We start from the raw sequence: 25,926 nt of genomic DNA on the forward strand, positions 1-25,926 counted from the left end.
CCTATCCGGCTGTCCGTGTACAAACAACCCTCTGCTGACGTGAAGTCACCTCTCGGTCCCTGCGGAGCGGCGGTTCATGAGGGTGATGACTGTCCAGATGACCAGGGTTTGGAAGCCTCGGAGGGGAGTAACGGGTGACCCAGTGGGTGGAAGGTGACAAGGTCATCCCTGTAGTGCCGACCGATCACCCCGAAGACCCGGTGGGGGAGGTTGTCATGATTACCGCGAACGGCGGCGTCATGGTCAATTTCCCACTCGCCGGAGCCGAGGTGTACTCCCCCGACGAGCTTGCCCGCGCACCTTCCGAAGGCGAGTAGGACCCCATCGACAAGGGCTAAATCCTGGTGAGCGCGCTGTGGTCCGGCTGCCATATCGCCCGCGCTTTCGCCACGACGTCGGATCACCGCGGGGTGGCCAGGGGTTCCAGCAGTCCGGCCGGCCCCCAACTACCCACCCCGCGGGGCGGAGGCACTGAACTGTCTCCGCTACACTTGATCACGAGCTGGTCGCCGCAACTTCGGTTGGCTGGTGTTGCGTTGGTGGTCCAAGGAAAGACGCCCCGCTTCCTGCGGGGAAATGCAGGTGCAAGGCCTGCCCGGCGCTCGATGATGGGGCCCGTTCGCGTACTGCGCGGACGGGCCCCATGCGTTCTCCAGTGAGGCGGAATATCGGCGGCAAGGCGGAATATCGGCGGCACCGGCCATGTTGATCGTCATTGTTGATCAACAAGGAGGAAGCGAAACCCCATGCCTGCGCCCCTTCGGCCCCGCGCGCTACGTCCCGGTGACCTCGTGGTCGTTACCGCGCCCTCGGGCCAGCTCGAGCCGGGTGAGGAGCCACTGCTCGCCCGCGGTGTGGCGATACTCGAGCGGATGGGTTTCCGCGTGCGGGTCAGCCCGATGGTCAACCCGGCGCAGAATCGCTGGTGGGCATCGGGCACTCCGGTAGAACAGGCCGACGAACTGAATGCTTTGCTCCGGGACCCCGAGGTGCGGGCCATCGTCGCGCACACCGGCGGACAGGCGACCATCGGCTACCTCGATCTGATCGATCTGGACGCGATCCGGGCCGACCCGAAACCGATCCTCGGCTACAGCGATATCTCGCTTCTGCACATGGCGTTGCACGCCAAGACCGGCCTCGTGGGCTTCCACGCCGACATCGCCACCCACGGTTTCGGCGGCGATTGGTACACGCTGGGCGACAAGGCCCGTCGCACCGAGCTCGTGGACCTCTACACCCGCGTGCTCACCAAGGCCGAGGCGCCGGGCGTGCTGCCGGCGATGGGGGCCTGGGAGACCTGGCGGCCGGGCCGTGCGCAGGGACCACTGTTCGGCGGTTTGCTGAACCGCCTGGTCATGCTGCAGGCGACACCGTTCGCTATGGCCGCCGAACAGTTCGACGGTGCCGTGTTGTTCTGGGAGGAAGTGCAGCGGCCGGTCTCGCGGATCTGGAACGATCTGCACACCTTGCGGCTGTCCGGCGTGCTGGACCGCATCGCAGGCATGGTGGTCGGCAACCCGACCGAGGTCACACCTCACGGTGACGGCGCAGACCGCGCAGGTCTACGCGACGTGGTGCTCGATGTCCTGGGCCAGCGTGACATCCCGGTCCTCGCTCAGGTCGACTTCGGCCACTCCTCGCCGAACCTGCCGCTGCCCATCGGCGTCCGCGCACAGGTGGACGCGGAGAACCGGACGCTGTCCCTGCTGGAGCCGGCGGTCGCGGAAAGCTGAGTTCGGAAGGACGTTGGCCTGAGCCCGCAGGGCTGCGATCGGTCGTGTTCCGACTCTCCCGATCGGCCTGCCTGTCATGCCCGTTGGCCCCGGCCCGGTCCGATCAGGCTGACCGGCGCCGAGGACGAGCGACTGAAGCTCGCCCTGCACTTGCTGCAGGCCGCCCTGATGCACGTCAACACCTTGCTGCTGCAGGAGGCGCTGGCCAAGCCGAAGTAGGCCGACCGGCGGGCGCTGTCCCCACTGCTCGGGACCCACGTGCACCCCTGTTCGATCTGGTGCCGCATCAGGCAACGTGTGCCCTGTGACGAGGCCCGGCCGAGGGCGCCACGCTGAGCGATGCCCTCGCGACCTGGCAGGCGGAGATCGCCCGTGCCCGCGAGAACTGCGCCGAACACGCTCTGACCGATACGGGCCGCTTCATGGAACAGGACGTCAGCCTTCGCTGGATCTACGTCCACATGATCGAGGAGTACGCCCGCCACAACGGCCACGCCGACCTGGTCCGCGAACGCATCGACGGCACCACCGGCGTGTAGCGCCGCATCAGCGCGACGACGGCGCGAAGGCACCGGTCGTCGGCGGGGCGGTCTCACCAGGCGATGCAGCCGCGGATTTGGTCAGGTCCAGGGCGGCGAACAGGTGTCGTCGCACTCCGGCGTAACGGTTGTAGGTCGCCCGTCACTGTCGGCGAGTGCACTGTCGGGTTCCTTGTAGTCCCGGGTGCTTACCTGGCAAGTCCTGCACGCTGACGGCTGCGGAGTGTTTCGCTGTGCGGTGAGGACGGACCCTGCAAGGGTGGTAGCCGAGATCATTCTCGCGAACTGCCCTGTGGACCAGGGGTGTTGGTGGCGGCTCTGTTCGGTGGTTTATGTTGCAGGCATGACTACCGGGACGGCATTGCGCCATACACGGATTGGTGACCCGGGGCTCTTCTGAGCGCCGTACGGGCCGGGGCAGGCCCTCTGTCCGATCGAGCGTCTTGCGCTGCTGCGCGAGCTCCACCTCCGTCGTGTTGACCACAGGCTCGACACATCAACCACGACAGGAGAATTCATGCCTACCAAGACGCTGCAGATTCCCACCGCGGACGGCCAGGCCGATGCCTTCGCCGACTTCCCCGAGGACCGCGAGCAGCACCCGGGGGTGCTGATGTACGCGGACGGCTTCGGTATCCGGCCCGTGCTTCGGGAGATGGCCCGCGAACTGGCCGAGCACGGTTACTACGTGCTCGTCCCCAACCCCTTCTACCGGCACGGCCCCGCACCGGTGATCGAACTTCCCGAGCACATCGGAGAAGAGGCCCGGCCCGCGGTCTTCGCCCAGCTGATGCCCTTGATCGAGGCGCACACCGCTGACCGTGTCCTGCGAGACGCTGATGCCTACCTCAGGTTCCTCACCGCTCAGCCCGAGGTCAGCGCCGGACCGGTCGGGGTGACCGGCTATTGCATCGGTGGCCTCCTGGCGACACGCACCGCCGCGGCTCACCCCAGCCACGTAGCCGCCCTCGCCGCATTCCACGGCCCGGTGGGAGCCGACGGACCCGACAGCCTTTCCAAGCTCACCGCCGAGGTCCACTTCGGCCACGCCGAGAGCGACTTGACGCCCGAGGCCCTCGGCCAGCTCAACAAGGCCCTGGAGGCGGCGGGCATCCGCTACACCTCCGAGATCTATCCCGGCACCGTCCACGGCTTCACCATGTCTGACACCGATGCCTTCAACCCCGCCGCGTTGCAACTTCATTGGGACCGCCTGCTGCCCCTACTCAGCCGCACCCTGACCAAGAGCTGAGGCCCCGGCCCGGAACCAAGCCTCTCTCGGACTGTCCCGCCCTCACCGACGGCGGAGCCCGTCGTACTCGGCGCGGCGCCCTCCGACACGCTGCCGCGTTCGTACGAGATCACGGAGGCACTGCCAGTCACCCATTACAGCCCGCGACAACCACAGACTTCGAGCACCGGATTCCTGCAGATGGCGCGCTTTGTACGAGGCGTGACGTGGAGCTGAGGGCTCGCCGCATCCGGTACAGTTGATCACGAGCTGGTCGCCGCAACTCCGGTTGGCTGGTGTTGCGTTGGTGGTCCAAGGAAAGACGTCCCGCTTCCTGCGGGGAAATGCAGGTGCAAGGCCTGCCCGGCGCTCGATTGTGGGGCCCGTACGCGTACTGCGCGTACGGGCCCCACGTGTTTTCCGGGCCGGTTCGGTCAGCGCGGGGTTGTGACGCCGGTTGGTGTCGTGTCGGGCAGGAAGCCCTCCGGGTAGATCATGCGTTCCGGTGCGCGGGAGCGGCTGCGGCTGAGGGGGTAGTAGAGGGCTGCGGTGACTACCAGGCCGACGATCCAGGAGATGTCGGCGCCGCCGAGCATCTTTGTCAGGGGGCCGGTGTAGAGGGACTGGGCGAGGAACGGGATCTGGGCGACGATTCCGACGGCGTAGCAGCCGAGCGCGACCGGGTTCCAACGGCCGTAGCGGCCTTCGGGGTTGTACAGGGCGGGGATGTCGACGCGCTCCTTGGCCACGAGGTAGTAGTCCACCAGGTTGATGGCGCTCCACGGGGTGAAGACCATCAGCAGGGTGAGGACGAAGTTCTTGAAGTTGCTGAGGAAGTTCTCGCTGGCCAGGAGCGCCACGAGGACGGACAGTGCGAGGAAGCCGGTGATGTAAAGGGTGCGCACGCGCGCGGTGATCCGTCGTTCGCTGGTGAGGGCGGAGACCGTCGTCAGGATCGACATGAACCCGCCGTACGCGTTAAGGGTGTTGACGGTCAGTTTGCCCACCACGATGACCAGGTAGATCAGCAGCGCGACCGCACCGCTGCCGCCCAGGTGTCCCAGGAAGCCGATCTGGTTGTCCAGGAAGCCCGTCCCGGTAGCGGCCGGCAGCGCGGCGAGGAGTGCGCCGAAGGCCCCGGACCACTGCGAGCCGAGCACGCTGCCCCACAGGGTGCTGTGGAAGGTGGCGCGCGGGGAGGTGGTCCTGGGCAGGTAGCGGGAGTAGTCCGCCACGTAGGGGCCGTAGGTCAGCTGCCAGCCGGCGCCGAGGGAGATCGCGAGCAGGAAGGTCGCGGCGTCGAAGGGCTTTGCCCCGAGCAGGGCGCCGAGGTGGTCCGTAGTGGTGAAGAGCCGGAAGGCCAGGTAGGCGAAGCCTATGGCGCCGAGCACGGTCGCGGTCCGCCCCAGCGCGTGGATGTAGCGGTATCCCAGTACGGCGACCAGCGCGGTCAGGGCGCCGAAGACGATGATGCCCACCGGGCGGGCGCTGGTGTGCACAATCTCGTTGACGGCCTGGCCGGCCAGCACCGTGCCGGTGGCGGCGAAGCCGACGTACATCACGATGACCAGCACGAGTGGGAGCACCGCGCCCAGGACGCCGAACTGCGCGCGGCTGGAGATCATCTGTGGCAGACCGAGGCGCGGGCCCTGGGCGGAGTGCAGGGCCATGACGATGCCGCCGAGCAGGTTGCCGATCAGCAGGCCGATGATCGCCCACAGAAGGTCCGCGCCGAAGGCGACCGCGAGTGCGCCGTTCACGACGGCGGTGATCTGCATGTTCGCGCCGAACCACAGGGTGAACTGGTTGAACGGTCTGCCGTGGCGCTCGGATTCGGGTACGACGTCGATGGTGCGGCGTTCGACGATCCCGGTGGGTCTGGCGGGCGGGTCCAGTTGTGCCATGGTGCGCCTCCTAGGGCGACGGCGACGGTATGGAACGGTACGGAGCGGTATGAGCGGTATGGAGCTGGCGGGGCAGAGGTGTGCCGGGGGGCTGATGCCAGGTTTGACGGACACCTCGGTCTGGGGGTGGGCGTCGTCAGGCCAGAGCTCGCTCGACGAGTTCGAGCCCTCTGGTCGTCGGGACACTGATGCGTACCGTTCCGGGTACGCCGAGGGTGCTTCCGGGGCGGACGGCCACCCCGTGACGGGCGAGCCGGTCGATCAGTTCTGTCTCGTCACCGGCTTCCACCAGGACGAAGTTGGCCTGGGACGGGACGACTTGGTAGCCGGCGCGGGTGACGAGGCCGGTCAGGGCTTCTCGGTGGGTGAGGGTGTGTCGGCGGACGGCTTCGTGGTGCTCGGCGTCCCGCAGGGCGGCGAGGCCGGCGGCCTGTGCCAGTACACCGACCGAGAAGGGGGCGCGGATCTTGCGCAGCGTCTCCACGATGGCGCTGTCCGCCACGAGGTAGCCGACGCGGAGGCCGGCGAGTCCGTGGATCTTGGAGAAGGTACGCAGGACCGCCACCTTGCCCTCGCGGGCGAGAGGCATCGCGGTCGTGGCGCTCGGGTCGTCCGTGAAGTCGACGTACGCCTCGTCCACGACGACCAGGCGGGCACGGCTCTCGGCTACGAAGCGTTCCAGCGCGGCCAGGGGCAGTGCGGTGCCGGTCGGGTTGTGCGGGTTGACCACGTAGGCGATGTCGGCGTCCACCCCCGCCATCGCGTCCAGGTCGTGGGCCCAGTCGCGTAGCGGAACCTTCGTCAGCTCGGCGCCGACCACCTGGCTGCTGATCTCGTCCATGCGGTAGGCCGGATCCGCGCAGACCGCGCGACCGCCGTGGGCGAGATAGGCCCATGCCAGCAGGAAGATCAGCTCGTCGGAGCCGTTGCCTATGAGGATCTGCTCGGGAGCGACCTGGTGCAGCCGGGCGAGCTCCTCGCGCAGCTCGCCCGCCAGCGGGTCCGGGTAGTGGTGGACCCCGGAAGCGGCCTCGGCCACCGCCTGGGCCACCCGCGGGCTCGCGCCGAGCGGTGACTCGTTGGACGCGAGCGAGCCGTCCTCGCTGCTCGCGTGCGTGCCGGGCCGGTAGGGCTGGATACGGCTCAGCCACGGCCGAGGTTTGATCATTGAGGAGGCCCTTCCGGGATCGATCGATGTCAGTGCCGGTCGTGCGCCCGCCCACACGCCACCTGTCGTGCGCGCCAGTGCGTCGAGGGCGGAGACCACGGGCTCGTTCATGCCCGCGCCTGCGCGTGTTCGTATATACGAAAATGAATCGCTTATACGGACGACAGGAACCCTAGGATCGGCTCAACCGGGGTGTCAATGGCCGGTTGTCGACTACGACGGGGCCCGTTGAAGGGAAATGGGGAACGGTGTTTCTATATACGAACAGACCCGGAGGAGGAACGTGAGTACATCCGTCGTCCGCGCCATGCGCATCCTCGACCTGCTGGCCCACGCAGACGAGGCGATGACGCTGACCGAGATCACCGAGAAGCTCGACATACCCAAGAGCACGGCGTTCGGCATCCTGCGCGACATGGCGAACGAGTCCTTCGTGTCGCTGCCCAAGCCGGCCACGTACACCATCGGCATGAAGGCGTTCGAGGTCGGTTCGGCGCACCTGCGCCGCGTCGGCGTCACCGGCATCGTGGCCCCGGAGCTGAGCCGGCTCACCCGTGCGCTCGGGGTGACCTCGCACTACGCGATCCTCGACCGCGCCGACGCCGTCTACCTGTGCAAGCAGGACCCGCCCGGCCTCGGGATCCGTCTGGCGAGCTCGGTCGGCGCGCGCCTTCCGTCGCACCTGACCGCCGTCGGCAAGACGTGTCTCGCCTGGCTGCCCGAAGAGCGCCTGCCCGAACACACCGAACTGAGCGCGCCTGACGACACCGGCGTCGAGAATCCGCTCGAGCAGCTCACCGCGGAACTGGCCCAGATCCGCCGGCGCGGCTTCGCCACCGACTACGGACAGATCACGCCGGGAATCACCTGCGTCGCAGCACCGGTCTTCAATCCCGCCGGCTGCCAAGGTGCCATCGGCGTGAGCTACTTGCGCGACACCGCAGTGGACTTCGACAGCCTCGTCACGCAGGTGTGCGAGACCGCCGGGCGGGCGTCGGCGCTGTTCGGCGGGGCCTAGGCGGACGCTCCTTCGCCTATGCGGCGTAAGCCCCCTCGGCCGTGGCGGGCGGGCGTGACTTACCGCGTGCTGTCCGGTGTCCAGCGAAGCGTCATGTCGGGCAGGTTCTCCATGTTGCGGTCGCCGTCGGTGGTGCAGAGGACGGTGAAGCCGTGGCGCTCGTAGAACGCGCGGGCGTCGGTGTTCTGCTGGAAGACGTGCAGGGACACCCCGTCGGGGCTGTGTCGTCTGGCCTCGTCGAGCAGGAGGGTGCCGATTCCCTGTCGGCGGGCGTCCGGGTTCAGGTAGAGGTGTTCAAGTATGTCGCCGTCCAGGGCCGCGTAGCCGGTGATCTCCGCGTCGCGCACGGCGACCCACGTACGGCATTGCTTGAGCACGACGTCGTGGACCCAACGGGTCACCTGCTCGTAACTGCGCTTCTGTGGGGGCAGATAGGGCATGGTGGCCGATCGAGAGGACATGTGGATGTGCGCGATCACGGGCGCATCTGCCTCTTCCGCGTGTCGGATCCGAGTCTTGCCGGCGTCGCTCATGGCAGGAACTTAGTCGTTGCCGGTCGGGCCGGTGGCGACTTCGGGCGGCGGTACAGGAACCCTCTCAGATCCATCCCCGCTCCTTGGCGAGAAGTCCCGCCTGGAAGCGGTTGGCCGCGCCGAGGCGCAGCATGATGTCGGCCACGTAGCGGCGGAACGTCCTGAGGGAGACGCCCAGTTCGCGGGCCGCCGCCTCGTCCTTGTCCGCGTGGGTCAGCGCTTCCAGGACACGGTGCTCCAGAGCGGACAGGGCCGGCGCCCGTACCGCGAGGTCGTCCTCGGCGGGAAGCGCGTCGCTGGTGTCCCAGACCTGCTCGAACCAGGCCACGGTGTTCGCCACCACGCCCGGCTGGCGGACGACGAGCGTCGACTCGTAGTGGTCGTCCGGGTCGACGGGGACCATCGCGACGCCGCGGTCCCAGATCGCGAGGCGCCGGATCGCCTGCTCGGTACGGCGCACCTGTCCCCCCAGCTTCTCCAGTTCCCGCAGATAGGCCAGGGTCGCGGGGTCGGCGAGTGCCTTCGGGGTGGCGACCGTACGCCAGCGGATGCCGCGGCGGAGCATCCTGAGGTCCGAGGCGCGGGCCTCGTCGATGCTGTGCGGGCGCCAGGGCGACGGGAGCAGCGACATGTGCTCGCGGAAGGTGAAGAAGGCCAGGTCGGTGAGGCGTTCGCGGATCGCCTCGGGTCCGTCGACCCGTTCGATGTCGTCGCTCGGGGAGCGGGCCGCGCCCTGCTTGTGGTCGTCGATGAGCGAGGCGATCACGTCCCTGGTGGCGAGCACTTCGCCGGTGGCGGACTTGAGTTCCCCCAGGCGCTGTTCCACCAGCCACTCCACGGCGACCGCCGGATCGGAGACCAGCACCGTGTGCCGCTCGGAGAGCCGGATCAGGCTCCGCTCCTGTAACGCGTCCAGTCCCTCGTCGACGGTGTCGCGGTCCCAGCCGAGCGCGCCTCCGGCGGACTCGGCCCCGCGCTCGGGATGGCGCAGGAAGTAGCGGTAGAGCCGCAGGTGTTGGTCGGACACCCCGACCGATGTCAGGCTCATGTTCTGTTTTTTCCCCCCGGAGCCGGTCCCCCTGGCCTGCCCGTTGGCAGCATGGTGACAGTGGCCGCCCTTTCTGACCGTAGCGCAGTGATCAGCGGCGCAACAGGCTGAGTTCATGCCCTGGATCTTCTCTTCGGCGGGCCGCGCGACGGCGCCCGCATCCTCAGCCCTTTCGGACGGCTCCCGCTCCGGAGAGCCCGCCCCCGCGGTCCGGCTCGACGCCGTGACCAAGGTGTACGGACGCGGCGCGAGCGCGGTGCACGCGCTGCGCGGCCTCGAACTCGCCATCCCCCGGGGGAGTTTCACCGCCGTGATGGGGCCCTCCGGCTCCGGCAAGTCGACCTTCCTGCACTGCGCCGCCGGCCTCGACCGGCCCAGCGGCGGCACCGTCTCCCTCGGTGGCCAGGAACTGACGGCCCTCGACGAGACCGCGCTGACCCGGATGCGCCGGGACCGCGTCGGCTTCGTCTTCCAGGCCTACAACCTGATGCCGTCGCTGACGGTCGAGCAGAACATCACCCTCCCGCTGCGCCTGGCCGGGCGCCGGGCCGACCCGGACTGGCTCGCGCGGATCACCGACCAGGTGGGGCTCACCGGACGCGGCGGACGCAGGCCCGCCGAGCTCTCCGGCGGCCAGCAGCAGCGGGTGGCCCTCGCCCGCGCGCTGGTCACCCGGCCCGAGGTCGTGTTCGGCGACGAGCCGACCGGCGCGCTGGACACCATGACCGCCAAGGAGGTGCTCGGGCTGCTGCGCCGGACCGTGGACGACCTCGGCCAGACCGTCGTGATGGTCACGCACGACCCGATGGCCGCCTCGTACGCGGACGCGGTGCTGTTCCTCGCGGACGGGCGGATCGTCGACCGGATGGCCGCGCCGACCGCGGAGCGGGTCGCCGACCGTATGAGCCGCCTGGGAGCGTGGGCGTGATGCTGACTCTCGCGCTGAGTACGCTGCGGGCCCGCAAGGGCGCTTTCGCCGGCGCCTTCGTGGCCCTGCTGTTCGCCGCCGCCCTCGTCACCGCGTGCGGGACCCTGCTCGACACGGGGCTGCGCGGGACGATCCCCACGGAGCGGTACGCCGGAACTCCCGTACTGGTCACGGCAGATCAGGAACTGCACTGGACGAAGGTCAAGAAGGGCAAGACCAAGGAGAAGTCCAAGCCGCTGACCGAGCGGGCCTGGGCGAAGGCGGACCCCGCCCTGCTCAAGAGGCTCGCGGCCGTGCCCGGCGTGCGCGCGGTCGTCCCCGAACTCACCTTCCCCGCACATGTGTTGACGGAGAAGGGCCCGCTCGCCGAGGGGGCGTCGTGGGGCCACGCCTGGGAGTCGGCGCCACTGACGCCGTTCGCGCTGCGCGAGGGCCGGGCGCCGACCGGTGCGGACGAGATCGTGGCCGACGCCGGCAGTGGGCTGCGCACCGGCGCGAAGGTGACCGTGCAGTCGACCGGCGCACCTTCCGTGTACGAGGTCGTGGGCATCGCCGCACCGGCCGGCCGTGACGCCCTGGCCCGCCAGTCGACGCTGTTCTTCAGCGCGGAGCAGGCGCGGCGCCTGGCCGGACACCCGGGTCAGGTCTCCGCGCTCGGCCTGCTCACGGACCCCGGCACATCGGTAAGTGACGTACGTACCAAGGCTGTTGAGGTGGTCTCCGGTACGCCCTCTCTGGAGGTGCGGTCGGGGGACGAGCGCGGGCCCGTCGAGTTCATCGACGCCGGCAAGGCGCGGGTCAGCCTGATCAGTCTGGGCGGTGCGATGGGCGGTACGTCGCTGCTCGTCGCCCTGCTCGTGGTGGCCGGGACGTTCGCACTGTCGATCCAGCAGCGGGCCCGGGAACTGGCCCTGCTGCGGGCGGTCGGCGCGACGCCGCGCCAGCTGCGGCGGATGGTGGGGCGCGAGGCACTGGTCGTGGGGCTGCTCGCCGGTCCGCCCGGAGCGGTCGCGGGACTGTTCCTGGCCCGCTGGATGCACGGGCGGTTCGTGGCCGTGGGTGCGCTGCCGGACACCCTGGAGCTCACCGTGAGCGCGTTCCCGCCCGTCGCCGCGGTCCTCGCGACGCTGCTCGCGGCGTGGGGTGCGGCGCGGGTCTCCGCCCGCGGGCCGGCCCGGATGCGCCCCACGGAGGGGCTCGCCGCGGCGGCGCTCGACTCGGAGCGGCCGCACGCCGGCCGGGTCGTCGCGGGTGTTCTGGCCGCTGTGGGGTACGTCGTCCTGGTCGTGGTCCTGTCCGGGCTGAAGACCGATGCGGCGGCCACCCCCGTGACGTTCCTGTCGGTGATCGTCGCGGCCGCGGCGATCGCGCTGCTCGGCCCGTCGCTCGCCCGGTCCGCGACCTGGGTGACGGGCGGGATCGCCCGGCGGATCTCCCCGGCCTCCGGATTCCTCGCCGCACGGAACACCCATGTCAGCGCCCGTCGTGTCGCGGCCGTGGTCACCCCGTTGAGCCTGGCCGTGGGGATGGCCTCGACGATCCTGTTCACGCAGACGACGTCGAGCCATGCGGCGGGCGAGCAGGCCGCGTCCGGCACGCGCGCCTCCTACGTCCTCACCGCCTCGGGGCCCGGTGTCCCGGCCGTGGCCGCACAGGCCGTACGCGAGCGGGTACCGGGGGCGACGGTGACGGAGTTCGTCCGTACGACGGTGCGGCTCGGGCAGGACAAGTTCCCTGCCCAGGGCGTGAGTTCACCGGGTCTGGCCCGGACCCTCGACCCCGAGGTCACCGCCGGCACACTCGCCTCGATGGACGACGGGACGGTGGCGCTCAGCGAACTTGCGGCCCGTATCCGGCACGCGCGGGTCGGCGACCGCGTCACCGTCACGCTCGGCGACGGGGTCAAGAAGGACCTCGAACTGGCCGCCGTGTACGGACGCGGTCTGGGCTTCGGCGATCTGCTGCTGCCCCACCGGCTGGTGGCGGCACATGTGGACCGGCCGCTCTCCTCGTCGGTCCTGGTGGCCGGGGCGCCGAGCCGGTCGGCGCTCACCGCCGCGCTACGCCCTTTCCCTACGGTCCACGTCCTGGACCGCACCGCCGTGGCAGCGGCGCGGTCCACCCAGGAGGGCGCGCAGGCCCAGGTCAACTACATCGCGATGGGGCTCGTGATCGCCTTCACCGCGATCGCCGTGGTCAACACCCTCGTGATGTCGACGTCCGCCCGGCGCCGCGAGTTCGCTCTGCTGCGCATGATCGGCACGACCGGCCGCCAACTGCGGGCGATGCTCCGCTGGGAGACGCTCACGGTCACGCTGCTCGCGATCATGCTGGGAGCGGCGGTGGCGGGTGCGACTCTGACCGCGTACAGCCTGGGCATGACCGGCGCCGCGACACCGTACGCACCGCTCGTACCGTGTCTTGCCGTCATCGCGACGGCCCTGCTCCTGGCCTTCGTCTCGACGGCCCTGCCGGCCCGCGCCGCGCAGCGAGGCGGGGCGGGGACGGTGGGCGGGGTGGAGTGAGCGGGCGATCGGCGGCGGAGGTGGGTCGGGCGCGCGCTCGGCGGCGGACCGGCTCGCTGCCGCGGCCAGGCTTCCGGGGCCGTGGCGGGAGCGAAACCGGCGGCGGACCGGCCGCCGGCGCACCCGCCGGCACACCCGCCCGCGCACCAGGTCCGGCTCCGCGGCCGGAGCGTCATGACGGCTCCGCGCCCCGGCCGTCCGCCGCCGGCCCCCGCCCCTCCTGCACCCGCCCGTCCTGCACCCGCCCCTCCTCCGCCCGCCCGTCCTGCGCCCGGACGAGCACGTCGGCCGTGGCGGTCCGGTAGTAGAGCACCGACCGGCCCGCCCGGCGCCGCTGTGCCAGTCCCGCGTCGAGCAGCACCCTCAAGTGACGTCCTACGGAGCCGAGTTGCTGCCCGGTCAGGGCGACGAGCTGAGTCGTGCTCTTGGGGGTGTCGAGCAGCGTCAGCACCGTGGCCCGTCCGGTCCCGAGCAGCCTGGCGAGCGAGTGGGGCACCGGGGTCCGCTCCCCCTCGGCCAGCGCTCCCGCGCACGGGTAGATCACCGCGTACCGATGCGGCTCCTCGGCCGTGACCCATCCCCGGTACGGGGTGACGGGCACGAACATCAGGCCCGTCCCCGAGACCTTCATCGGTGGGTAGTCGAAGGCGTTGATCTGCAGCCGGCTCTCCCCGAGCCAGCGCATCCCGGGCCGCAGCTCTCCCAGCGCCGCGGCCCAGCCGCCCAGGCTCAGCCGGCGGGTGCGCGCCACCACGTCCGCCTCCAGGACCGCCCGGCGCCGCGGCCAGGTGGGCAGCACCGTCTCCCGCCACACCCACTCCAAGATGCCGGCCAGGCGGTCCGGCAGGTCGGAGCGGTCCAGCAGGGCGGGCAGCGGACCGCGCAGCGACACCCGCAGGTCGGCGCGGGCGGCCTGCGCGGGTGTTCGCCTGACGGCGGCGACCTCCTGTTCGAAGGTGGCGGCGTCCTCGCCGGAGGGCGTCGGCGTCAGGAAGTCGGCGTGCCAGTTGTGCCGTCCGACGGCGGCCGGGACGAGCAGCGCTGCGACCGGGTCGCCCGCGAGGAACTGCCGGTACGCGGGCAGATGCGTGTCCAGCCACTTCTTCTCGCCGGGGTGGGAACCGGTGCCCGTGTCGAGCAGCATGAGCGCGGCGATCGTCTCGGCCAGCGGGGAGATGACGAAGCGGCCGCTCGCGAGCGTGTCCGCGTCGATCTGCCACCAGCCCATGTTTCGCCCCCTCGCGAAAGATTACGGCCCGCCCGTGGCGGCTGCGCAGACTCCGCCCATGCGTACCTACCGCGAACTTCTGCGCACCCCCGAATTCACCCCGTTCTTCTGCGTCGTCTCGCTGCAGGTGGCCGCCATGACCGTGAGTGGGCTCGCGCTGAGCACGCGGGTGTACGCGGCCACGGGGTCACCGCTGCTGTCGGCGCTCAGCATGTTCGGTCCGTCGCTGGGCCAGGTGGTCGGGGCCACCCTGCTGATGTCGGCGGCCGACCGGCTGCCGCCCCGGGCCGCCATGACGGCGGTGGCCCTCGTCTTCTGTGCCGGCACCGCGCTCTTGGCCATACCTGGACTGTCCATGGCGGCCGTGTTCCTGATCATTTTCGGGCTCGGGCCGGTCGGCTCGGTCGGCGGCGGGGTGCGCTACGGGCTGCTCAACGAGATCCTGCCCGCGGACGGTTACCTGCTCGGGCGCTCCCTGATCAACATGTCGGTCGGGGTGATGCAGATCTGCGGGTTCGCGGCGGGCGGCGTCCTGGTGGCCGTACTGTCGCCCACCGCCACCCTGCTGGTCGCCGCCGCGCTGTATCTGGCCGCTGCCGCGATGGCCCGGCTGGGCCTCGGCGAGCGTGCGCCGCGCGCGGCGGGGAGACCGTCCGTGGCGGCGACGTGGCGTGCGAACGCACGCCTGTTGTCCTCCCGGCCGCACCGGCACCTGTATCTGGCGCTGTGGGTGCCGAACGGGCTGATCGTCGGCTGCGAGTCGCTGTTCGTGCCGTTCGCGCCGGCTCACGCGGGTGCGCTCTTCGCCCTGGCGGCGGTCGGCATGTTGGCGGGCGACGTCGTGGTCGGCAGGTTCGTGCCGGCCCGGTGGCGGGCGCGGCTCGGCTTCCCGCTGCTCCTGCTGCTGGCCGTGCCGTACCTGCTCCTCGTACTGGATCCGCCGCTGCCGGTGGTGTTCCTCGTGGTGACGCTGTCGGCCGTCGGTTACGCGTCCGGGCTCGTGCTGCAACAACGGCTGGTGGAACTCACCCCGGCGGAGCTGAGCGGGCACGCGCTGGGACTGCACTCCTCGGGAATGCTCACCCTTCAGGGTGTCGCCGCCGCTGTGGCGGGCGCCCTGGCCCAGGTCGCGTCGCCGGCGGCGGCCATGGGGGTGCTGGCCACGGCGTCGGTGACGGTGACTCTCGTACTGGCCCGCGCCCGCCGGTCCCCGGAACCGGTGGCGGTGGGGCAGCTGTGACCGGGGGGCGGCGGGCGCGTGGTCGAGCGCTCTCGCCCCGTCAGCCCCTTCGCGCGCCCAGTCAGCCCTTTCGCGGCCCCGCATCCCGCGCCGCCCCGGCCAGCGCGCGGACGAGGTCCGTCTCTCCGGCTGTGGGCCAGATCAGGACCCAGGTCCCCAACGGGGCGTCGTACGGGCGGAGATAGCGGAGTCCGGGCCACGGGTAGTAGCGGGCGGCGTCGCCGTGGACGAGGCTGATCGCCTCGCCCGCCGCGACCACGGCGGCGACTTCCTGGAACGTGGAGACCTTCGGGCCCCGCCGGACGGGCCGGCCGCCGGGGGTGTGGGTGGGCACCAGGGTCTGCAGCCAGTAGTCGGGTACGGGCACTGCGGATTGCGGCAGAAGCCAGTCCGCCAGGTCTTCCATTCCGACCGAGTCGCGGGCGGCTAGGGGATGGTCGGCGGCGACCATGAGAAGGAGCGGCTCCGCGACGACCACCGGGCCGACGGTGAGGTCAGGCTCGCGTACCGGCAGCCAGCAAGTCGCCACCTGGGCCGAGCCGTCACGAAGGGGCCCGAAGGGGTCGGTGAAGTGGATCTCCTGAATGCGGAGGTCGACGTCGGGACGCCGGGCGCGGAAGAGGTCGATGACGTGCGCGCAGTCGTGCGCCTGCGGCCCGTACAGCCCGAGGGTCAGCGTGCTGGTGACACCGCGGGCGGTGGCCGTGGCCGCGCTGGTGCCGTCGAGGATGCGCTGGTAGCCCGCTCTGAGGTCTTCCTCCAACTGAGCTCCGATGGCGGTGAGTTCGACCCGGCGGCTGTTGCGGGCGAACAGGCGCGCACCGATCTGCCGTTCCTGCCGGGCGATCGACTGGCTCACGCGCGCCTGTGACACATGCAGCCGGTCCGCGGTCCGGCCGAAATGCAGCTCCTCGGCCAGCGTCAGAAAGATCTCGATATCGCGCAACTCCACGCGCCCAACCCCCTTGGACCACCGGCGATAACCGAGGAGTTATCAGACCATGCGGAGACGAGGATTGTTCAGCTTTCCGCCGATCTTCATGCTGATGGCGAAACGCCGGGGGCATGGACCCGGTTCAAGCGCAGAGAGAGTTGAGCTTCACTCGTGAAGAAGATCAAGGCATGGACGGCGATGGCCCTTCCCGCCCTTATGGCCTCAGCCGCCGTCTACGCCGCCCCGTCGGCCACGGCGGCGCCCGAGCGGACGACCCTCACCTCGGTCGGCGCCATCTCCCCGACCGCCCTCACCTGTGACTTCCGCCCAGGGCTCAAGGTGACGAACAAGCGCACCCCGGTCCACACGGGCCCCTCGGGCAAGGCCCCCGTCACCCAGTACTTCGCCGCCGGGCGGAAGGTCAACACGTATTACGAGTGCATCAACTCCGCCGGGAACCTCTGGTACGAGATCACCGGAAAGCTCGACAACGGGGGCAGCATCAACGGCAGGTTCATCTACAGCGGATATCTGTCGTAATCCAGATCGCGCGCATCTGCTTGACCGAGACCCCCTATTCCGGAATCTGTTCCTCCGTCAGGCACTTTGCCGGATAGGCCCGTTGGAACCTGTTCACGATGGAGAGGTAAAGGTGTGACTGAGCCCTTTGGGCGTGCAGCCCGTTCGACGCACAGCCGCAGGAGCCTGCTGACCGGCGGCATCAAGCTGGCCGCGGGGGCGGCGGTGCTCGGCGGTGGCTCGCTGCTCGCAGCAAGTCCGGCGCAGGCAGCAGTACCGAATTCGCCGAAGTTCTATCTGCCGGGGGCGGGCGGCAATCCGGTCTGGCGCCGGACACTCCATCAGCCCTCCTGGGCGATGCAGTCGTTCGCCTACGACAGCGTCAACGGCCGCATCTACTTCGCCCAGCACAAGTCGGGCGGTAAAAACGGGGATCTCTGGCTGAGCAAGACGGATCTGTCCGGCAAGGTGCTGGGCAGCATGGCCCTCCACGGCTTCGGCCACGGCTCGTCGATGGGCGTGGAGGAGACGGGTGCGGGCAGCTCGCCCTACATCTGGATCGAAAGCAACTCGGCCAATGACTCCGGCACCCGGGTCGCCCGCTTCCGCTGGGTCAATGGCGGGACGCTGAAGAGCACTGACCTCTCGGCCGTCCACAACCGAACTCCCAAGGTCTCCAGCTTCCACGACACCCCGCGGCCGGCGATCGACCCGCATTACAAGCGCGTTCTGTACCGCTACCACTCAAAGGCCGCCACTCGCCCCTGGCGCATCGCCGTCTTCACCCTCGCCAACGCCGCGGCCGGGCGGTTGAGCGACGGCTATCGCCTGGCGGAGCGGGCGATCCCGACCAACCAGGAACTGGGCCTCACCGACAAGGACCTCTTCCAGGGCTTCACCGCCTGCGGCCGCTACGCGTATCTCCTCTTCGGCGGCCCGAACCGCCCCTCCTACATCGTCACTCTCGACCTGAACGGCACCGGGTCGAGCTACGTAGGGAAGTTCCGCACGAACGCCGGATCGTCGCTTCCGGGGCGCGAGCCCGAGGGAATCGCCATCCAGCGGGTCGGCGGAGCACCCAGGCTCGCGTTCGGCTTCTCCTCGAAGACGGGCTCGACACCGACCTACCAGTCGAGCATCTTCTACAAGAGTGACTTCCGGGCCTGAGTGACGGATGGGCCCGTCCGTGGTTGTCGCTGCCCGGACGAGCCCATCCGCTGCCGTACGCCCTGGTCCGGTTCGGCGGCCGTCAGCGGGCGAGGCGGGGGAAGAGGGCCTCGGCGTTGCCGCGGTCGATGGCGTCGGCCTGGCCGGGGGTGAAGTCGGGGTAGGACTCCAGGTAGTTGTTGTAGTACGTGCCGGCATCCTGGGGTGCGAACGGCCAGTCGCTCCCGTAGAGGACGTGGCCGGGCTCGGCGAAGGCCAGGAGGGCGGGGAGGGCGCTGGGGCTGGCGGACAGGGCCGTGTCGAAGTAGAACCGCTTCAGGTCGCGCAGGATGTCGTCGGCCTTGCGGTCCGGGTCGACGACGGTGGAGGTCAGGCCGGTGAAGCGGTAGGCGGCGTAGGGGAGGAAGCCGCCGCCGTGGGAGAGGATCACGCGCACGTTCGGGTACCGGCTCATGACGCCGTTGAGGACGAGGTTGAGGGCGGTGCGGGTGGTGTCGAAGACGTAGTCGGCGAGCGGGGCGGGGGTGCCGGGGAGCAGCGGCATCGGTGGCTGGGCGGGGTGGATGAAGACGTTGGCCGCCCGGCGGTCGAGCTCAGCCCACAGCGGTTCGAAGTCCGCGTCGCCGAGGTAGCGGCCGTGGGCGTTGGACATGAGGACCACGCCGTCGGCGCCCAGGGTGTCGAGGGCGTGGACGGCCTCCGTCACGGCGGCGTCGATGTCGGGCAGCGGGATACTGGCGAAGTGGCCGAAGCGGTCAGGGTGGTCCTTGACGACTTCGGCGCCGTACTCGTTGACGGCGCGCGCGAGGTCGCGGGCGACCGCGTCGCTGTCGAGGTGCACGCCGGGCGCGGTGACGGACAGTACGCCGGTGGCGATGCCCTGCTGGTCCATCATCGCGATGGCGCTTTCCGGGGTCCAGGACGGGATGGCCCAGCCGCCCGAGTCCAGGCCGCGGGCGTCGAGGGCCTGTGCCCAGACGGGCGGGACGATGTGCTGGTGGACGTCGATGCGGGCGGGGAAGCTCATGACTCTTAGCTCTCTAGTAGTTAGCGTGCTAATGACTTCATTTAGTAAGCTAACAGTCATGGGAGACGTGAGCAAGCGCGCAGGTGAAGGGCGGCGGGACGCCGCCGGTGACGGGGGCGGCGTGGACGGGGGCGCGGAGGACGGCGTGGAGGGAGGCACAGAAGGCGGCGTGGAGGAGCTGGCGCGCGCCGCTGACCAGCTCTTCTACGCCATGCGCCGCTCCCGGGCCGCCACGGTCGGCCAGTCCACGGCCGGGTTGTCCATGGCTCAGGTGGCGATGCTTGAGCCGCTTGCGGGAGACGTCCGGGGTGAGGGGGTGTCGGTCGGCGGGCTCGCCGCCGGCGCGGAGGTCAGCGTTCCCACCGCCACCCGGATGCTCAAGCAGCTCGAGGCCGACGGGGTGGTCACGCGACGACGCTCCGAGCACGACGAGCGACAGGTACTGATCCGTCTCACGGAAGACGGCGCCGACCGGCTCGCCGCCATGCGCGCCGAACTGAGGGCACGGCAGTTCCAGGCCCTGACGGAATTCACGCCGAGCGAACGCCACGCGCTGGCTGCGCAGCTGCGGCGGCTCGCCACCGTCATCGGCGAAACCGCCGCACGTTCGGGCGCGGGCAAGGGCGCGCAGGGCTGACGAGGAGTACCTGTCAGGCCTCGGTCACCAATGGAACAGTCACGCGAAGGACGGCCATCGGTTGGCGGCCCACTCCCTCCAGTCCGCCCAGCCCGGGGGCGGGCCGGCGGTCCCGCGGCCTTCGAGTTCCGCCGCATCGGGTTCCTCGAAGTGCGCCCGCCCGTGCAGGATGTCGGCCTCGGTCATCGGGAGCGTCTCCTCGGGGGCGGTGGCCCGGCGACGGGCGATCCGGGCGCGCTGGGTCTCATCGTTCACCGGCAGATAGACCATGCGGCAGCGCGCACCCTCGGCCTCCGCCAGCCAGCGGATCGCGGACCGTTCGTTCCGGGACCAGCAGCCGTAGTCCACCACCACGTCGGTGCCCAGCTTGACCGTCTCCAAGGCGAGCCAGAGCATCCGCCCTTCCAGCACATCGCGCTTGCCGTCCGCCTCCGCCTCGCCGAACAGGGGAATCATCCAGTCGTCGGGCGTCAGGCGCAGAGCACCGTGCTCCTCGGCGAGCTGCCGGGCCCTCGTGGTCTTCCCGGCCCCTGGCAGGCCGACCATCAGGAACAACGTGGTCACACTCAGATCGTGTCAGTGACGCGAGGGGAATGACGACCATTTTTGTCTGCTTGCCAGGGACGACGCGCACGCGGATCGTGGATGACGTCTCCGGCGGCTCAACCTCTATCGCCGAACGCCCCACCCACGCACGTCCATTGCGCCCGCAGCGCCCCCCTCCCCCACCATTTCCCACTCACCGGGAACACCCCCCTAACCCCCGCAAGACTTCTATCAAGTGATTGAAATCTCTGATAGACATCGCGGCGATGGCGATGGCCCGAGTGCTCGTGCGAGACGCGTCGTGCGGGGTGGTGTGGTGTGGCGTCGCGTGAGCTGAGGAGATGGCAACCATGTGGACCGCCGAATCACTGAAGTTCGGGGCGTTCCTCGCCCCGTTCCACCCTTTGGACGCTGATCCCGCGTTGCAGCTGCGGCGCGATCTCGATCTGATGGAGCACCTCGACCACCTCGGGTTCGAGGAGGCGTGGATGGGGGAGCACCACTCCACCGGCGCCGAGATCGTGCCCGCGCCCGACCAGTTCATCGCGGCCGCCGCCGAGCGCACGTCCCGTATCCGGTTCGGCACCGGTGTCGTGTCGCTGCCGTACCACCACCCGCTGATCACGGTCGACCGCATCACGCAGCTGGACCTGCAGACCCGCGGCCGGGTCATCCTCGGCACCGGTCCGGGCAAGATCCCGCTGGACGCGCACATGATGGGCATCGACCCCTCCGACCAGCGGCGGATGCAGGGCGAGGCCCTCGACGCCGTGCTTCCGCTGCTGCGGGGCGAGGTCGTGAACATGGAGACGGACTGGTTCACGCTCCGTGACGCGCGTGCCCAGCTGCCCACGTACGACCCGGCCGGCATCGAGGTCGTGGCCGCGTCCACGATCTCCCCGAACGGCTCCGTCCTCGCCGGCAAGAACGGCCTGTCGCTGCTTTCGCTCGCCGCCAGCTCCCCCACCGGCTTCGACGCGCTCGACCGGAACTGGGAGGTGTACGAGAAGGTCTCGGCGGAGCACGGACACGTCGCCGACCGCGCGCGCTGGCGTCTGGTCAACCCGATGTTCCTCGCCGAGACCCAGGCCGACGCCGAGCGTGCGGTCAGCCGCCGTATCCAGGCCATGGCCGCGTACGCGAACCGGCAGAACGGCCGCTACCCCGACTGGGCCGACACCCCCCAGGGCGTGATCGACTTCTGGCGCCACAACTCCCTCGGCGAGTTCGGCCAGGCCGTCATCGGCACCCCCGACCAGGCGATCGCGCAGATCGAGCGGCTGGTCGAGAAGACCGGCGGCTTCGGCACGATGCTGATCCTGCATGTGGACATGGCCAACTGGGAGGACACGAAGCGCAGTTACGAGCTGTTCGCCTCCGAGGTCGTCCCGCACTTCCGCAACCGTAACCGCAACCGGCAGGCCAGCCTGCAGTTCGCGGAGGACAACCGCGAGCACCTGATCGGCAGCCTGGTCGGCGCGATCACCAAGGCCCACACGGACTACTACGGCGAGACGGCCAAGACGGGAGCCTGACCCATGCGTGCAGTGCAGTACCTGGACGGGACCTTCACCCTCGCCGACGCGCCGGAGCTGCCCGCGCTCGGCCCGAAGCAGCTGCGTATCGAGGTGGCCGCCTGCGGCATCTGCGGCAGTGACCTCACGGTGTCGAAGGACCCGTGCCGGTTCGTGCAGGTGGTCGAGGGTGCCAACTACCCGCTCGCCCAGTTCGATGCGCAGCGCCCGATCGTCCTCGGGCACGAGTTCGCCGGGATCGTCGCCGAGGCCGGGGCCGAGGTCTCCGACTTCGCGGTCGGGGACCGGGTGACCGGCCTGGGCATCGTCACCGACACCTCGACCGGCATCCCGAAGATCATCGGCTACTCGAACGAGTACCACGGCGCGTTCGGCGAGTACATCGTGGTCGACAGCTCCTGGGCCCGCCACGTGCCCGAAGGCCTCTCGCTGGAGCACGCGGCGCTCGCGGAACCGCTCCACGTCGGCGAGCTGCACATGCAGCGCTCCGGCCTCACCTCGGCCGACTCGGCCCTGGTCATCGGCTGCGGCACGATCGGACTCGGCGCGATCATCGCGGCCAAGGCCCGCGGCACGCAGACGATCATCGCGTCCGAGCCGTCACCGAAGCGGCGTGAACTCGCGCTCAAGATGGGCGCCGATCACGTCGTCGACCCGAACGAGCAGGACCCCATCGAGCTCTACAACTCCCTTGTGGCGGAAGGGAAGACGGGCGACGGCATTCTCATCGCCTACGAGTGCAGCGGCCGGGCCGGCATCATCAACAAGCTCCTGCACGAGCTGCCGTACGACTCGCGCATCCAGGTCCTTGCGGCGCCCTTCGCCGACGAGACCATCATCCCCGTGGTCGGCCAACTCCGGCGTATCGCCATCAACTTCGGCCACGGTCCCACCGAGCGCGGTTACGAGATCGTGCTGCAGCGGCTGGCCGACGGCGAGATCGACGCGGACGCGATCATCACCGGCCGGGTCGGACTCGACGGCGTCGCCGACGCGTTCACCGCACTGCGGAACCCGGACGAACACGTGAAGATCCTCGTACTCCCTCGCGGCAAGGCCGACAGCTGACGGCTGCGCTCTACGGCTGACAAGGCCGCACGCCCCCCACGTAGGCGGTCACCGTAATCCGCCCGGACCACGCACCCGGACCTCTCCGCTCAGCCAAGGTCCGGGCGGACATCCCCTCTACACGCACCCCCAATGCGACAACGCCCCTACCGCTCAAGGGAGTTCGTCATGCCATCAGCACAGCCCTCCGAAAGACCCGAGCACCAGCACCAGCCCACCACACCGAACCCCGCGCTGCTGCGCAAGGTGGCCATCTCCGGCCTCCTCGGAACGGTCATCGAGTACTACGACTTCCTCGTCTACGGCACCCTCGCCGCCCTCGCCTTCGGCCAGCTCTTCTTCCCCAAGACGAACCCCACCGTCGGCACGATCGCCGCGTTCGGCACGCTGGCCGCCGGCTATGTCGCCCGCCCCCTCGGCGGCGCGATCTTCGGGCACTTCGGCGACCGCATCGGCCGTAAGTCCATGCTTATCCTCACCATGGTTCTCATGGGCGGGGCCAGCATTCTGATCGGCCTGCTGCCGACGTACGCGTCGATCGGCGTCGCCGCGCCCGCCCTGCTCGTCCTGCTGCGTGTCGTGCAGGGCATCGCCATCGGCGGTGAGTGGGGCGGTGCGACGCTCATGGTCGTCGAGCACGCCGACGCCGAGCGCCGCGGTTTCTGGAGCGGTGTGATGCAGATGGGCGCTCCGCTGGGCGGCCTGCTGTCCACGGTCTCGGTCACGACGGTCGCGTCGCTGCCGGGTGACCAGTTCCTGACGTGGGGCTGGCGCGTCCCCTTCCTGTGCAGCGCGGTCCTGCTCGGCATCGGCCTGTACGTGCGGATCAGCATCACGGAGAGCCCGCTGTTCCAGCAGGCGGCGGAGGCGCGGAAGAAGCAGGACGCCGGCTCGGCGCCCAACATTCCGTTGGTGCAGGTCCTGCGGCGGCCGCGCACGCTCATCCTCGGGTGCGCCATCGGCATCGGCCCGTTCGCGCTGACCTCGATCATCGCCACGTTCATGCTGACCTACGCCACGGCCATCGGCTACTCGCGGTCCGACGTGATGACGGGGCTCATGGGCACCTCGCTCATCGGACTCGTGGCCATCCCGTTCTTCTCGGCGCTGTCCGACCGTGTCGGGCGCCGCCGGGTCGTCCTCGGCGGAGCCGTCGGCACGATCCTGCTGGCCTTCCCCTTCTTCGCCCTGATCGACTCGAAGTCCCCCACGCTGCTCGTCGTCGCCATGGTCCTCGCCCAGGGACTGCTCCAGTCCTCGATGTACGCGCCGCTGGCACCGCTGCTGTCCGAGCTGTTCGGCACCCGGGTCCGGTACACCGGAGCCTCGCTCGGCTACCAGCTGGCGGCTCTCATCGGTGGCGGCTTCACCCCGATGTTCGCGAGCAGCCTGCTCGCCGCGTCGGGCGGGATCCGCAGTACCCCGCTGTCGATCCTCGTCATGGCGTGCGGGCTGGTGACGGCGGTGGCCATCTGGCGGACCGCCGAGACCCGGGGCCGCGACCTCTCCGGGAACGGGAACGAGAACGACCATGCGCCGCTGCCCGTCGCTTCACCGGCCGCCTGAGCGACGCCCGGTCTTCCGGCAGCAAGCGAGTCTCAGTCTCCGGCCCAGGCTCTCAACTGCCCAGCATCTGCTCCGCGCCGCCGATGACGAAGGTCACCAAGTCCTCGTAGAACGCGACGAGTTCGTCCCGGCCGAGGCGGCCCCCCGTGGCCGCCAGGTCGTCGGCGTGGCTCAGCGTCTGGAGGAAGCTCATGACCACGATCGGCCAGCGGAGCTCGATGCGGTCGGCGTCGCAGTCGGGGAACGCGCGCTGCACCTGCTTGCGCAGGCCCGACGCGACGGCGTCCTGGCCGGTGGACTCGATGGCCGGCCGGCCCGCGCGGGAGATCTGCACCACGATCTTCACCCACCGCATCCCGCGCACGCGGTGCTTGAGGAGCAGTTCGAGGTACGGGTCGGTGAGGGCGTGCACCACCTCGGTGGCGGTGGGCGCCTCGCGCCGGGCAGCGAGCGCGTCGGCGTTCGCGGCGATCTGGTCGCGCACGGCGGCGCCGACACCGAGAAGCACCTCGGCGACCAGGTTCTCCTTGGAGCCGAAGTGGTAGTGCACGGCGGCCGGGCCCTGTCCGGCCGCGGCGTTGATCGCGCGGACCGATACGGCGTCCACGCCCTGCGCGGCGAACAGCCGCTCGGCGGCCTTGACCAGCCGCTGCCGCGTGGCATCGCCCTGCCGGTTGTTCGAGGTGGAAGCCATGAGCCGCAGCTTAGTTCAAACACCTGATTGAAATCTGTCGACCGTATCCGTATCCGTATCCGTATCCGTCGCCCGACCTGAGGAGCCGTCCGTGCTGCCAGAACCACGATTCGTGTCCACCAACGGAGTCCGCCTCGCCGTGTTCGAGGCGAAGCCGGCGCAGCGGACGAAGGACGTGTGCGTCGTGCTCTGCCACGGTTTCCCGGAACTCGCCGCGTCGTGGCGCAACCAGCTCCAGCCCATCGCCGACGCGGGCTTCCACGTCATGGCGCCGGACATGCGCGGCTACGGTCAGTCCAGCGGGCCCGAGGACCGCAGGGCGTACAGCATCGCGGAGACCACGGCCGACGTCGCCGGGCTGATCGCCGACGCCGGGTACGAGAAGGCGGTCGTGGTCGGCCACGACTTCGGCGGGATGGTGTCGTGGATGATGCCGTACCTCCAGCCGGACTCGGTGGCGGGCGTCATCACGCTGAACACACCGTTCGGGTACTCGCGGGAGAACCCCATCGAGCGGTACGAGCAGGCCTACGGTCCCCGGAACTACGTCGCGCACTTCCAGACCCAGGAGTGCGAGGACGAGCTGGACAAGGACCCCGAGCGCTCCTTCCGCTTCTTCATGCGCCGGGACACCGGCGCGGGCACCAACCTGTCCCGCACCGGCCGCCACGACCCCGACACGATGGCCTACATCCACTGGCTCTGGGACGACGAGTCGACGTGGCCGGGCGAGGTCATCATGGGACCGGAGGAACTCCGCCACTACGCCGACGCCTACGCCCGCACCGGGTTCCGCGGCGGCCTCAGCTGGTACCACAGCATCCTCCGCAACTGGGAGGTGCACACGGAGCGCTTCCCCGACGGCAACGTCCCCAAGGCCGACGTCCCCGCGCTCCTCATCGCGGCCCGCCACGACCCGATCTGCCACCCGTCCCTCACGGACGACCTGCTCCACTACTTCGAGAACTTCGAACGCCGAATGATCGACACGGGCCACTGGACCCAACTCGAAGACCCGGAGGGGACGAACGACATCCTGGTGGACTGGCTGACGCGGCACTTCTGACGGGCCGATCGGGGGGCGCCTGACGCAGACCTTGTCGGCGTTGGCGCCCCTCGCTATGTTAATCAGGAA

General features: G+C 69.9%; 23 protein-coding genes and 1 pseudogene. 15 read left to right on the forward strand and 9 right to left on the reverse strand.

Annotated features, from left to right (window positions below; genetic code table 11):
- The first annotated feature begins 134 nt into the window (after positions 1-134).
- From ABZ893_RS02220 to ABZ893_RS02235, 4 genes and pseudogenes are all read left to right on the forward strand, one after another.
- Positions 135-317, forward strand: coding sequence for a hypothetical protein (locus tag ABZ893_RS02220; protein ID WP_361395315.1), 183 nt, complete (start codon positions 135-137; stop codon positions 315-317).
- A 429-nt stretch (positions 318-746) separates the two neighbouring features.
- Complete coding sequence (locus ABZ893_RS02225; RefSeq protein ID WP_361395318.1) at positions 747-1,736, forward strand: S66 peptidase family protein; 990 nt, start codon at positions 747-749, stop codon at positions 1,734-1,736.
- Positions 1,737-2,053: 317 nt separating this feature from the next.
- Positions 2,054-2,275 (forward strand): annotated as a pseudogene (locus ABZ893_RS02230) (DUF664 domain-containing protein); the annotation flags it as partial.
- A gap of 517 nt (positions 2,276-2,792) precedes the next feature.
- Positions 2,793-3,527, forward strand: a complete 735-nt coding sequence (locus ABZ893_RS02235; RefSeq protein WP_361395321.1) for a dienelactone hydrolase family protein — start codon at positions 2,793-2,795, stop codon at positions 3,525-3,527.
- A gap of 413 nt (positions 3,528-3,940) precedes the next feature.
- On the opposite strand, the gene ABZ893_RS02240 is transcribed toward ABZ893_RS02235, so the two are convergent.
- Complete coding sequence (locus ABZ893_RS02240; RefSeq protein WP_361395323.1) at positions 3,941-5,410, reverse strand: cytosine permease; 1,470 nt, start codon at positions 5,408-5,410, stop codon at positions 3,941-3,943.
- Between the two features lie 136 nt (positions 5,411-5,546).
- Positions 5,547-6,578, reverse strand: a complete 1,032-nt coding sequence (gene hisC / locus ABZ893_RS02245) for a histidinol-phosphate transaminase (protein WP_361395326.1) — start codon at positions 6,576-6,578, stop codon at positions 5,547-5,549.
- 283 nt (positions 6,579-6,861) lie between these two features.
- On the opposite strand from hisC, the gene ABZ893_RS02250 reads away from it, so the two are divergent.
- The gene (locus ABZ893_RS02250) at positions 6,862-7,596 is read left to right on the forward strand and encodes an IclR family transcriptional regulator (RefSeq protein ID WP_361395330.1); all 735 of its coding nucleotides are present in this window, start codon (positions 6,862-6,864) and stop codon (positions 7,594-7,596) included.
- A gap of 59 nt (positions 7,597-7,655) precedes the next feature.
- Here ABZ893_RS02250 and ABZ893_RS02255 read toward each other — a convergent pair whose 3' ends face one another.
- Both ABZ893_RS02255 and ABZ893_RS02260 read right to left on the reverse strand, forming a co-directional pair.
- Complete coding sequence (locus ABZ893_RS02255; RefSeq protein ID WP_361395333.1) at positions 7,656-8,129, reverse strand: GNAT family N-acetyltransferase; 474 nt, start codon at positions 8,127-8,129, stop codon at positions 7,656-7,658.
- A 64-nt stretch (positions 8,130-8,193) separates the two neighbouring features.
- Complete coding sequence (locus tag ABZ893_RS02260; protein WP_361395336.1) at positions 8,194-9,177, reverse strand: helix-turn-helix transcriptional regulator; 984 nt, start codon at positions 9,175-9,177, stop codon at positions 8,194-8,196.
- A 115-nt stretch (positions 9,178-9,292) separates the two neighbouring features.
- Here ABZ893_RS02260 and ABZ893_RS02265 point away from each other — a divergent pair, with 115 nt between their 5' ends.
- Together ABZ893_RS02265 and ABZ893_RS02270 are read left to right on the forward strand one after the other, a co-directional pair.
- On the forward strand, positions 9,293-10,105 hold the full coding sequence (locus ABZ893_RS02265; RefSeq protein ID WP_361395338.1) for an ABC transporter ATP-binding protein: 813 nt from the start codon (positions 9,293-9,295) through the stop codon (positions 10,103-10,105).
- The gene (locus ABZ893_RS02270) at positions 10,105-12,630 is read left to right on the forward strand and encodes an ABC transporter permease (RefSeq protein WP_361396076.1); all 2,526 of its coding nucleotides are present in this window, start codon (positions 10,105-10,107) and stop codon (positions 12,628-12,630) included. The genes ABZ893_RS02265 and ABZ893_RS02270 overlap by 1 nt, the downstream gene beginning before the upstream one ends.
- Before the next feature lie 172 nt (positions 12,631-12,802).
- Here the strand turns inward: ABZ893_RS02270 and ABZ893_RS02275 are convergent, their stop codons facing one another.
- Positions 12,803-13,858 (reverse strand): winged helix-turn-helix domain-containing protein, encoded by a 1,056-nt coding sequence (locus ABZ893_RS02275; protein ID WP_361395342.1) that lies wholly within the window; start codon positions 13,856-13,858, stop codon positions 12,803-12,805.
- Positions 13,859-13,916: 58 nt separating this feature from the next.
- Here ABZ893_RS02275 and ABZ893_RS02280 point away from each other — a divergent pair, with 58 nt between their 5' ends.
- Positions 13,917-15,098, forward strand: a complete 1,182-nt coding sequence (locus ABZ893_RS02280; protein WP_361395344.1) for an MFS transporter — start codon at positions 13,917-13,919, stop codon at positions 15,096-15,098.
- Between the two features lie 61 nt (positions 15,099-15,159).
- Here ABZ893_RS02280 and ABZ893_RS02285 read toward each other — a convergent pair whose 3' ends face one another.
- The gene (locus ABZ893_RS02285; RefSeq protein WP_361395347.1) at positions 15,160-16,050 is read right to left on the reverse strand and encodes a LysR family transcriptional regulator; all 891 of its coding nucleotides are present in this window, start codon (positions 16,048-16,050) and stop codon (positions 15,160-15,162) included.
- A 153-nt stretch (positions 16,051-16,203) separates the two neighbouring features.
- On the opposite strand from ABZ893_RS02285, the gene ABZ893_RS02290 reads away from it, so the two are divergent.
- Complete coding sequence (locus ABZ893_RS02290) at positions 16,204-16,572, forward strand: hypothetical protein (protein ID WP_361395350.1); 369 nt, start codon at positions 16,204-16,206, stop codon at positions 16,570-16,572.
- Positions 16,573-16,686: 114 nt separating this feature from the next.
- A complete protein-coding gene (locus ABZ893_RS02295) occupies positions 16,687-17,718 on the forward strand; it encodes a hypothetical protein (protein WP_361395353.1) in 1,032 nt (343 codons plus the stop codon).
- A gap of 82 nt (positions 17,719-17,800) precedes the next feature.
- Here ABZ893_RS02295 and ABZ893_RS02300 read toward each other — a convergent pair whose 3' ends face one another.
- Positions 17,801-18,745, reverse strand: a complete 945-nt coding sequence (locus ABZ893_RS02300) for an amidohydrolase family protein (RefSeq protein ID WP_361395356.1) — start codon at positions 18,743-18,745, stop codon at positions 17,801-17,803.
- Positions 18,746-18,803: 58 nt separating this feature from the next.
- Between ABZ893_RS02300 and ABZ893_RS02305 the strand changes: the two genes are divergently transcribed.
- Complete coding sequence (locus tag ABZ893_RS02305; RefSeq protein WP_361395359.1) at positions 18,804-19,382, forward strand: MarR family transcriptional regulator; 579 nt, start codon at positions 18,804-18,806, stop codon at positions 19,380-19,382.
- Positions 19,383-19,421: 39 nt separating this feature from the next.
- On the opposite strand, the gene ABZ893_RS02310 is transcribed toward ABZ893_RS02305, so the two are convergent.
- Positions 19,422-19,946, reverse strand: a complete 525-nt coding sequence (locus ABZ893_RS02310) for an ATP-binding protein (protein ID WP_361395362.1) — start codon at positions 19,944-19,946, stop codon at positions 19,422-19,424.
- A gap of 332 nt (positions 19,947-20,278) precedes the next feature.
- Here ABZ893_RS02310 and ABZ893_RS02315 point away from each other — a divergent pair, with 332 nt between their 5' ends.
- The 3 genes from ABZ893_RS02315 (at position 20,279) to ABZ893_RS02325 (ending at position 24,097) form a co-directional block, all read left to right on the forward strand.
- Positions 20,279-21,463 (forward strand): LLM class flavin-dependent oxidoreductase, encoded by a 1,185-nt coding sequence (locus ABZ893_RS02315; protein WP_361395365.1) that lies wholly within the window; start codon positions 20,279-20,281, stop codon positions 21,461-21,463.
- Between the two features lie 3 nt (positions 21,464-21,466).
- Positions 21,467-22,531 (forward strand): alcohol dehydrogenase catalytic domain-containing protein, encoded by a 1,065-nt coding sequence (locus tag ABZ893_RS02320; protein WP_361395368.1) that lies wholly within the window; start codon positions 21,467-21,469, stop codon positions 22,529-22,531.
- Positions 22,532-22,699: 168 nt separating this feature from the next.
- Positions 22,700-24,097 carry an MFS transporter gene (locus ABZ893_RS02325; protein WP_361395371.1) on the forward strand — a complete coding sequence of 466 codons (1,398 nt, stop codon included), beginning with the start codon at positions 22,700-22,702 and terminating at the stop codon, positions 24,095-24,097.
- 52 nt (positions 24,098-24,149) lie between these two features.
- On the opposite strand, the gene ABZ893_RS02330 is transcribed toward ABZ893_RS02325, so the two are convergent.
- On the reverse strand, positions 24,150-24,791 hold the full coding sequence (locus tag ABZ893_RS02330) for a TetR/AcrR family transcriptional regulator (protein ID WP_361395374.1): 642 nt from the start codon (positions 24,789-24,791) through the stop codon (positions 24,150-24,152).
- A 91-nt stretch (positions 24,792-24,882) separates the two neighbouring features.
- Here ABZ893_RS02330 and ABZ893_RS02335 point away from each other — a divergent pair, with 91 nt between their 5' ends.
- On the forward strand, positions 24,883-25,857 hold the full coding sequence (locus ABZ893_RS02335; RefSeq protein WP_361395377.1) for an alpha/beta hydrolase: 975 nt from the start codon (positions 24,883-24,885) through the stop codon (positions 25,855-25,857).
- The last annotated feature ends 69 nt before the right edge of the window (positions 25,858-25,926 follow it).

Origin of the sequence: Streptomyces sp. NPDC046821 (assembly GCF_040645335.1) — a bacterium.
Lineage (GTDB): Bacteria > Actinomycetota > Actinomycetes > Streptomycetales > Streptomycetaceae > Streptomyces.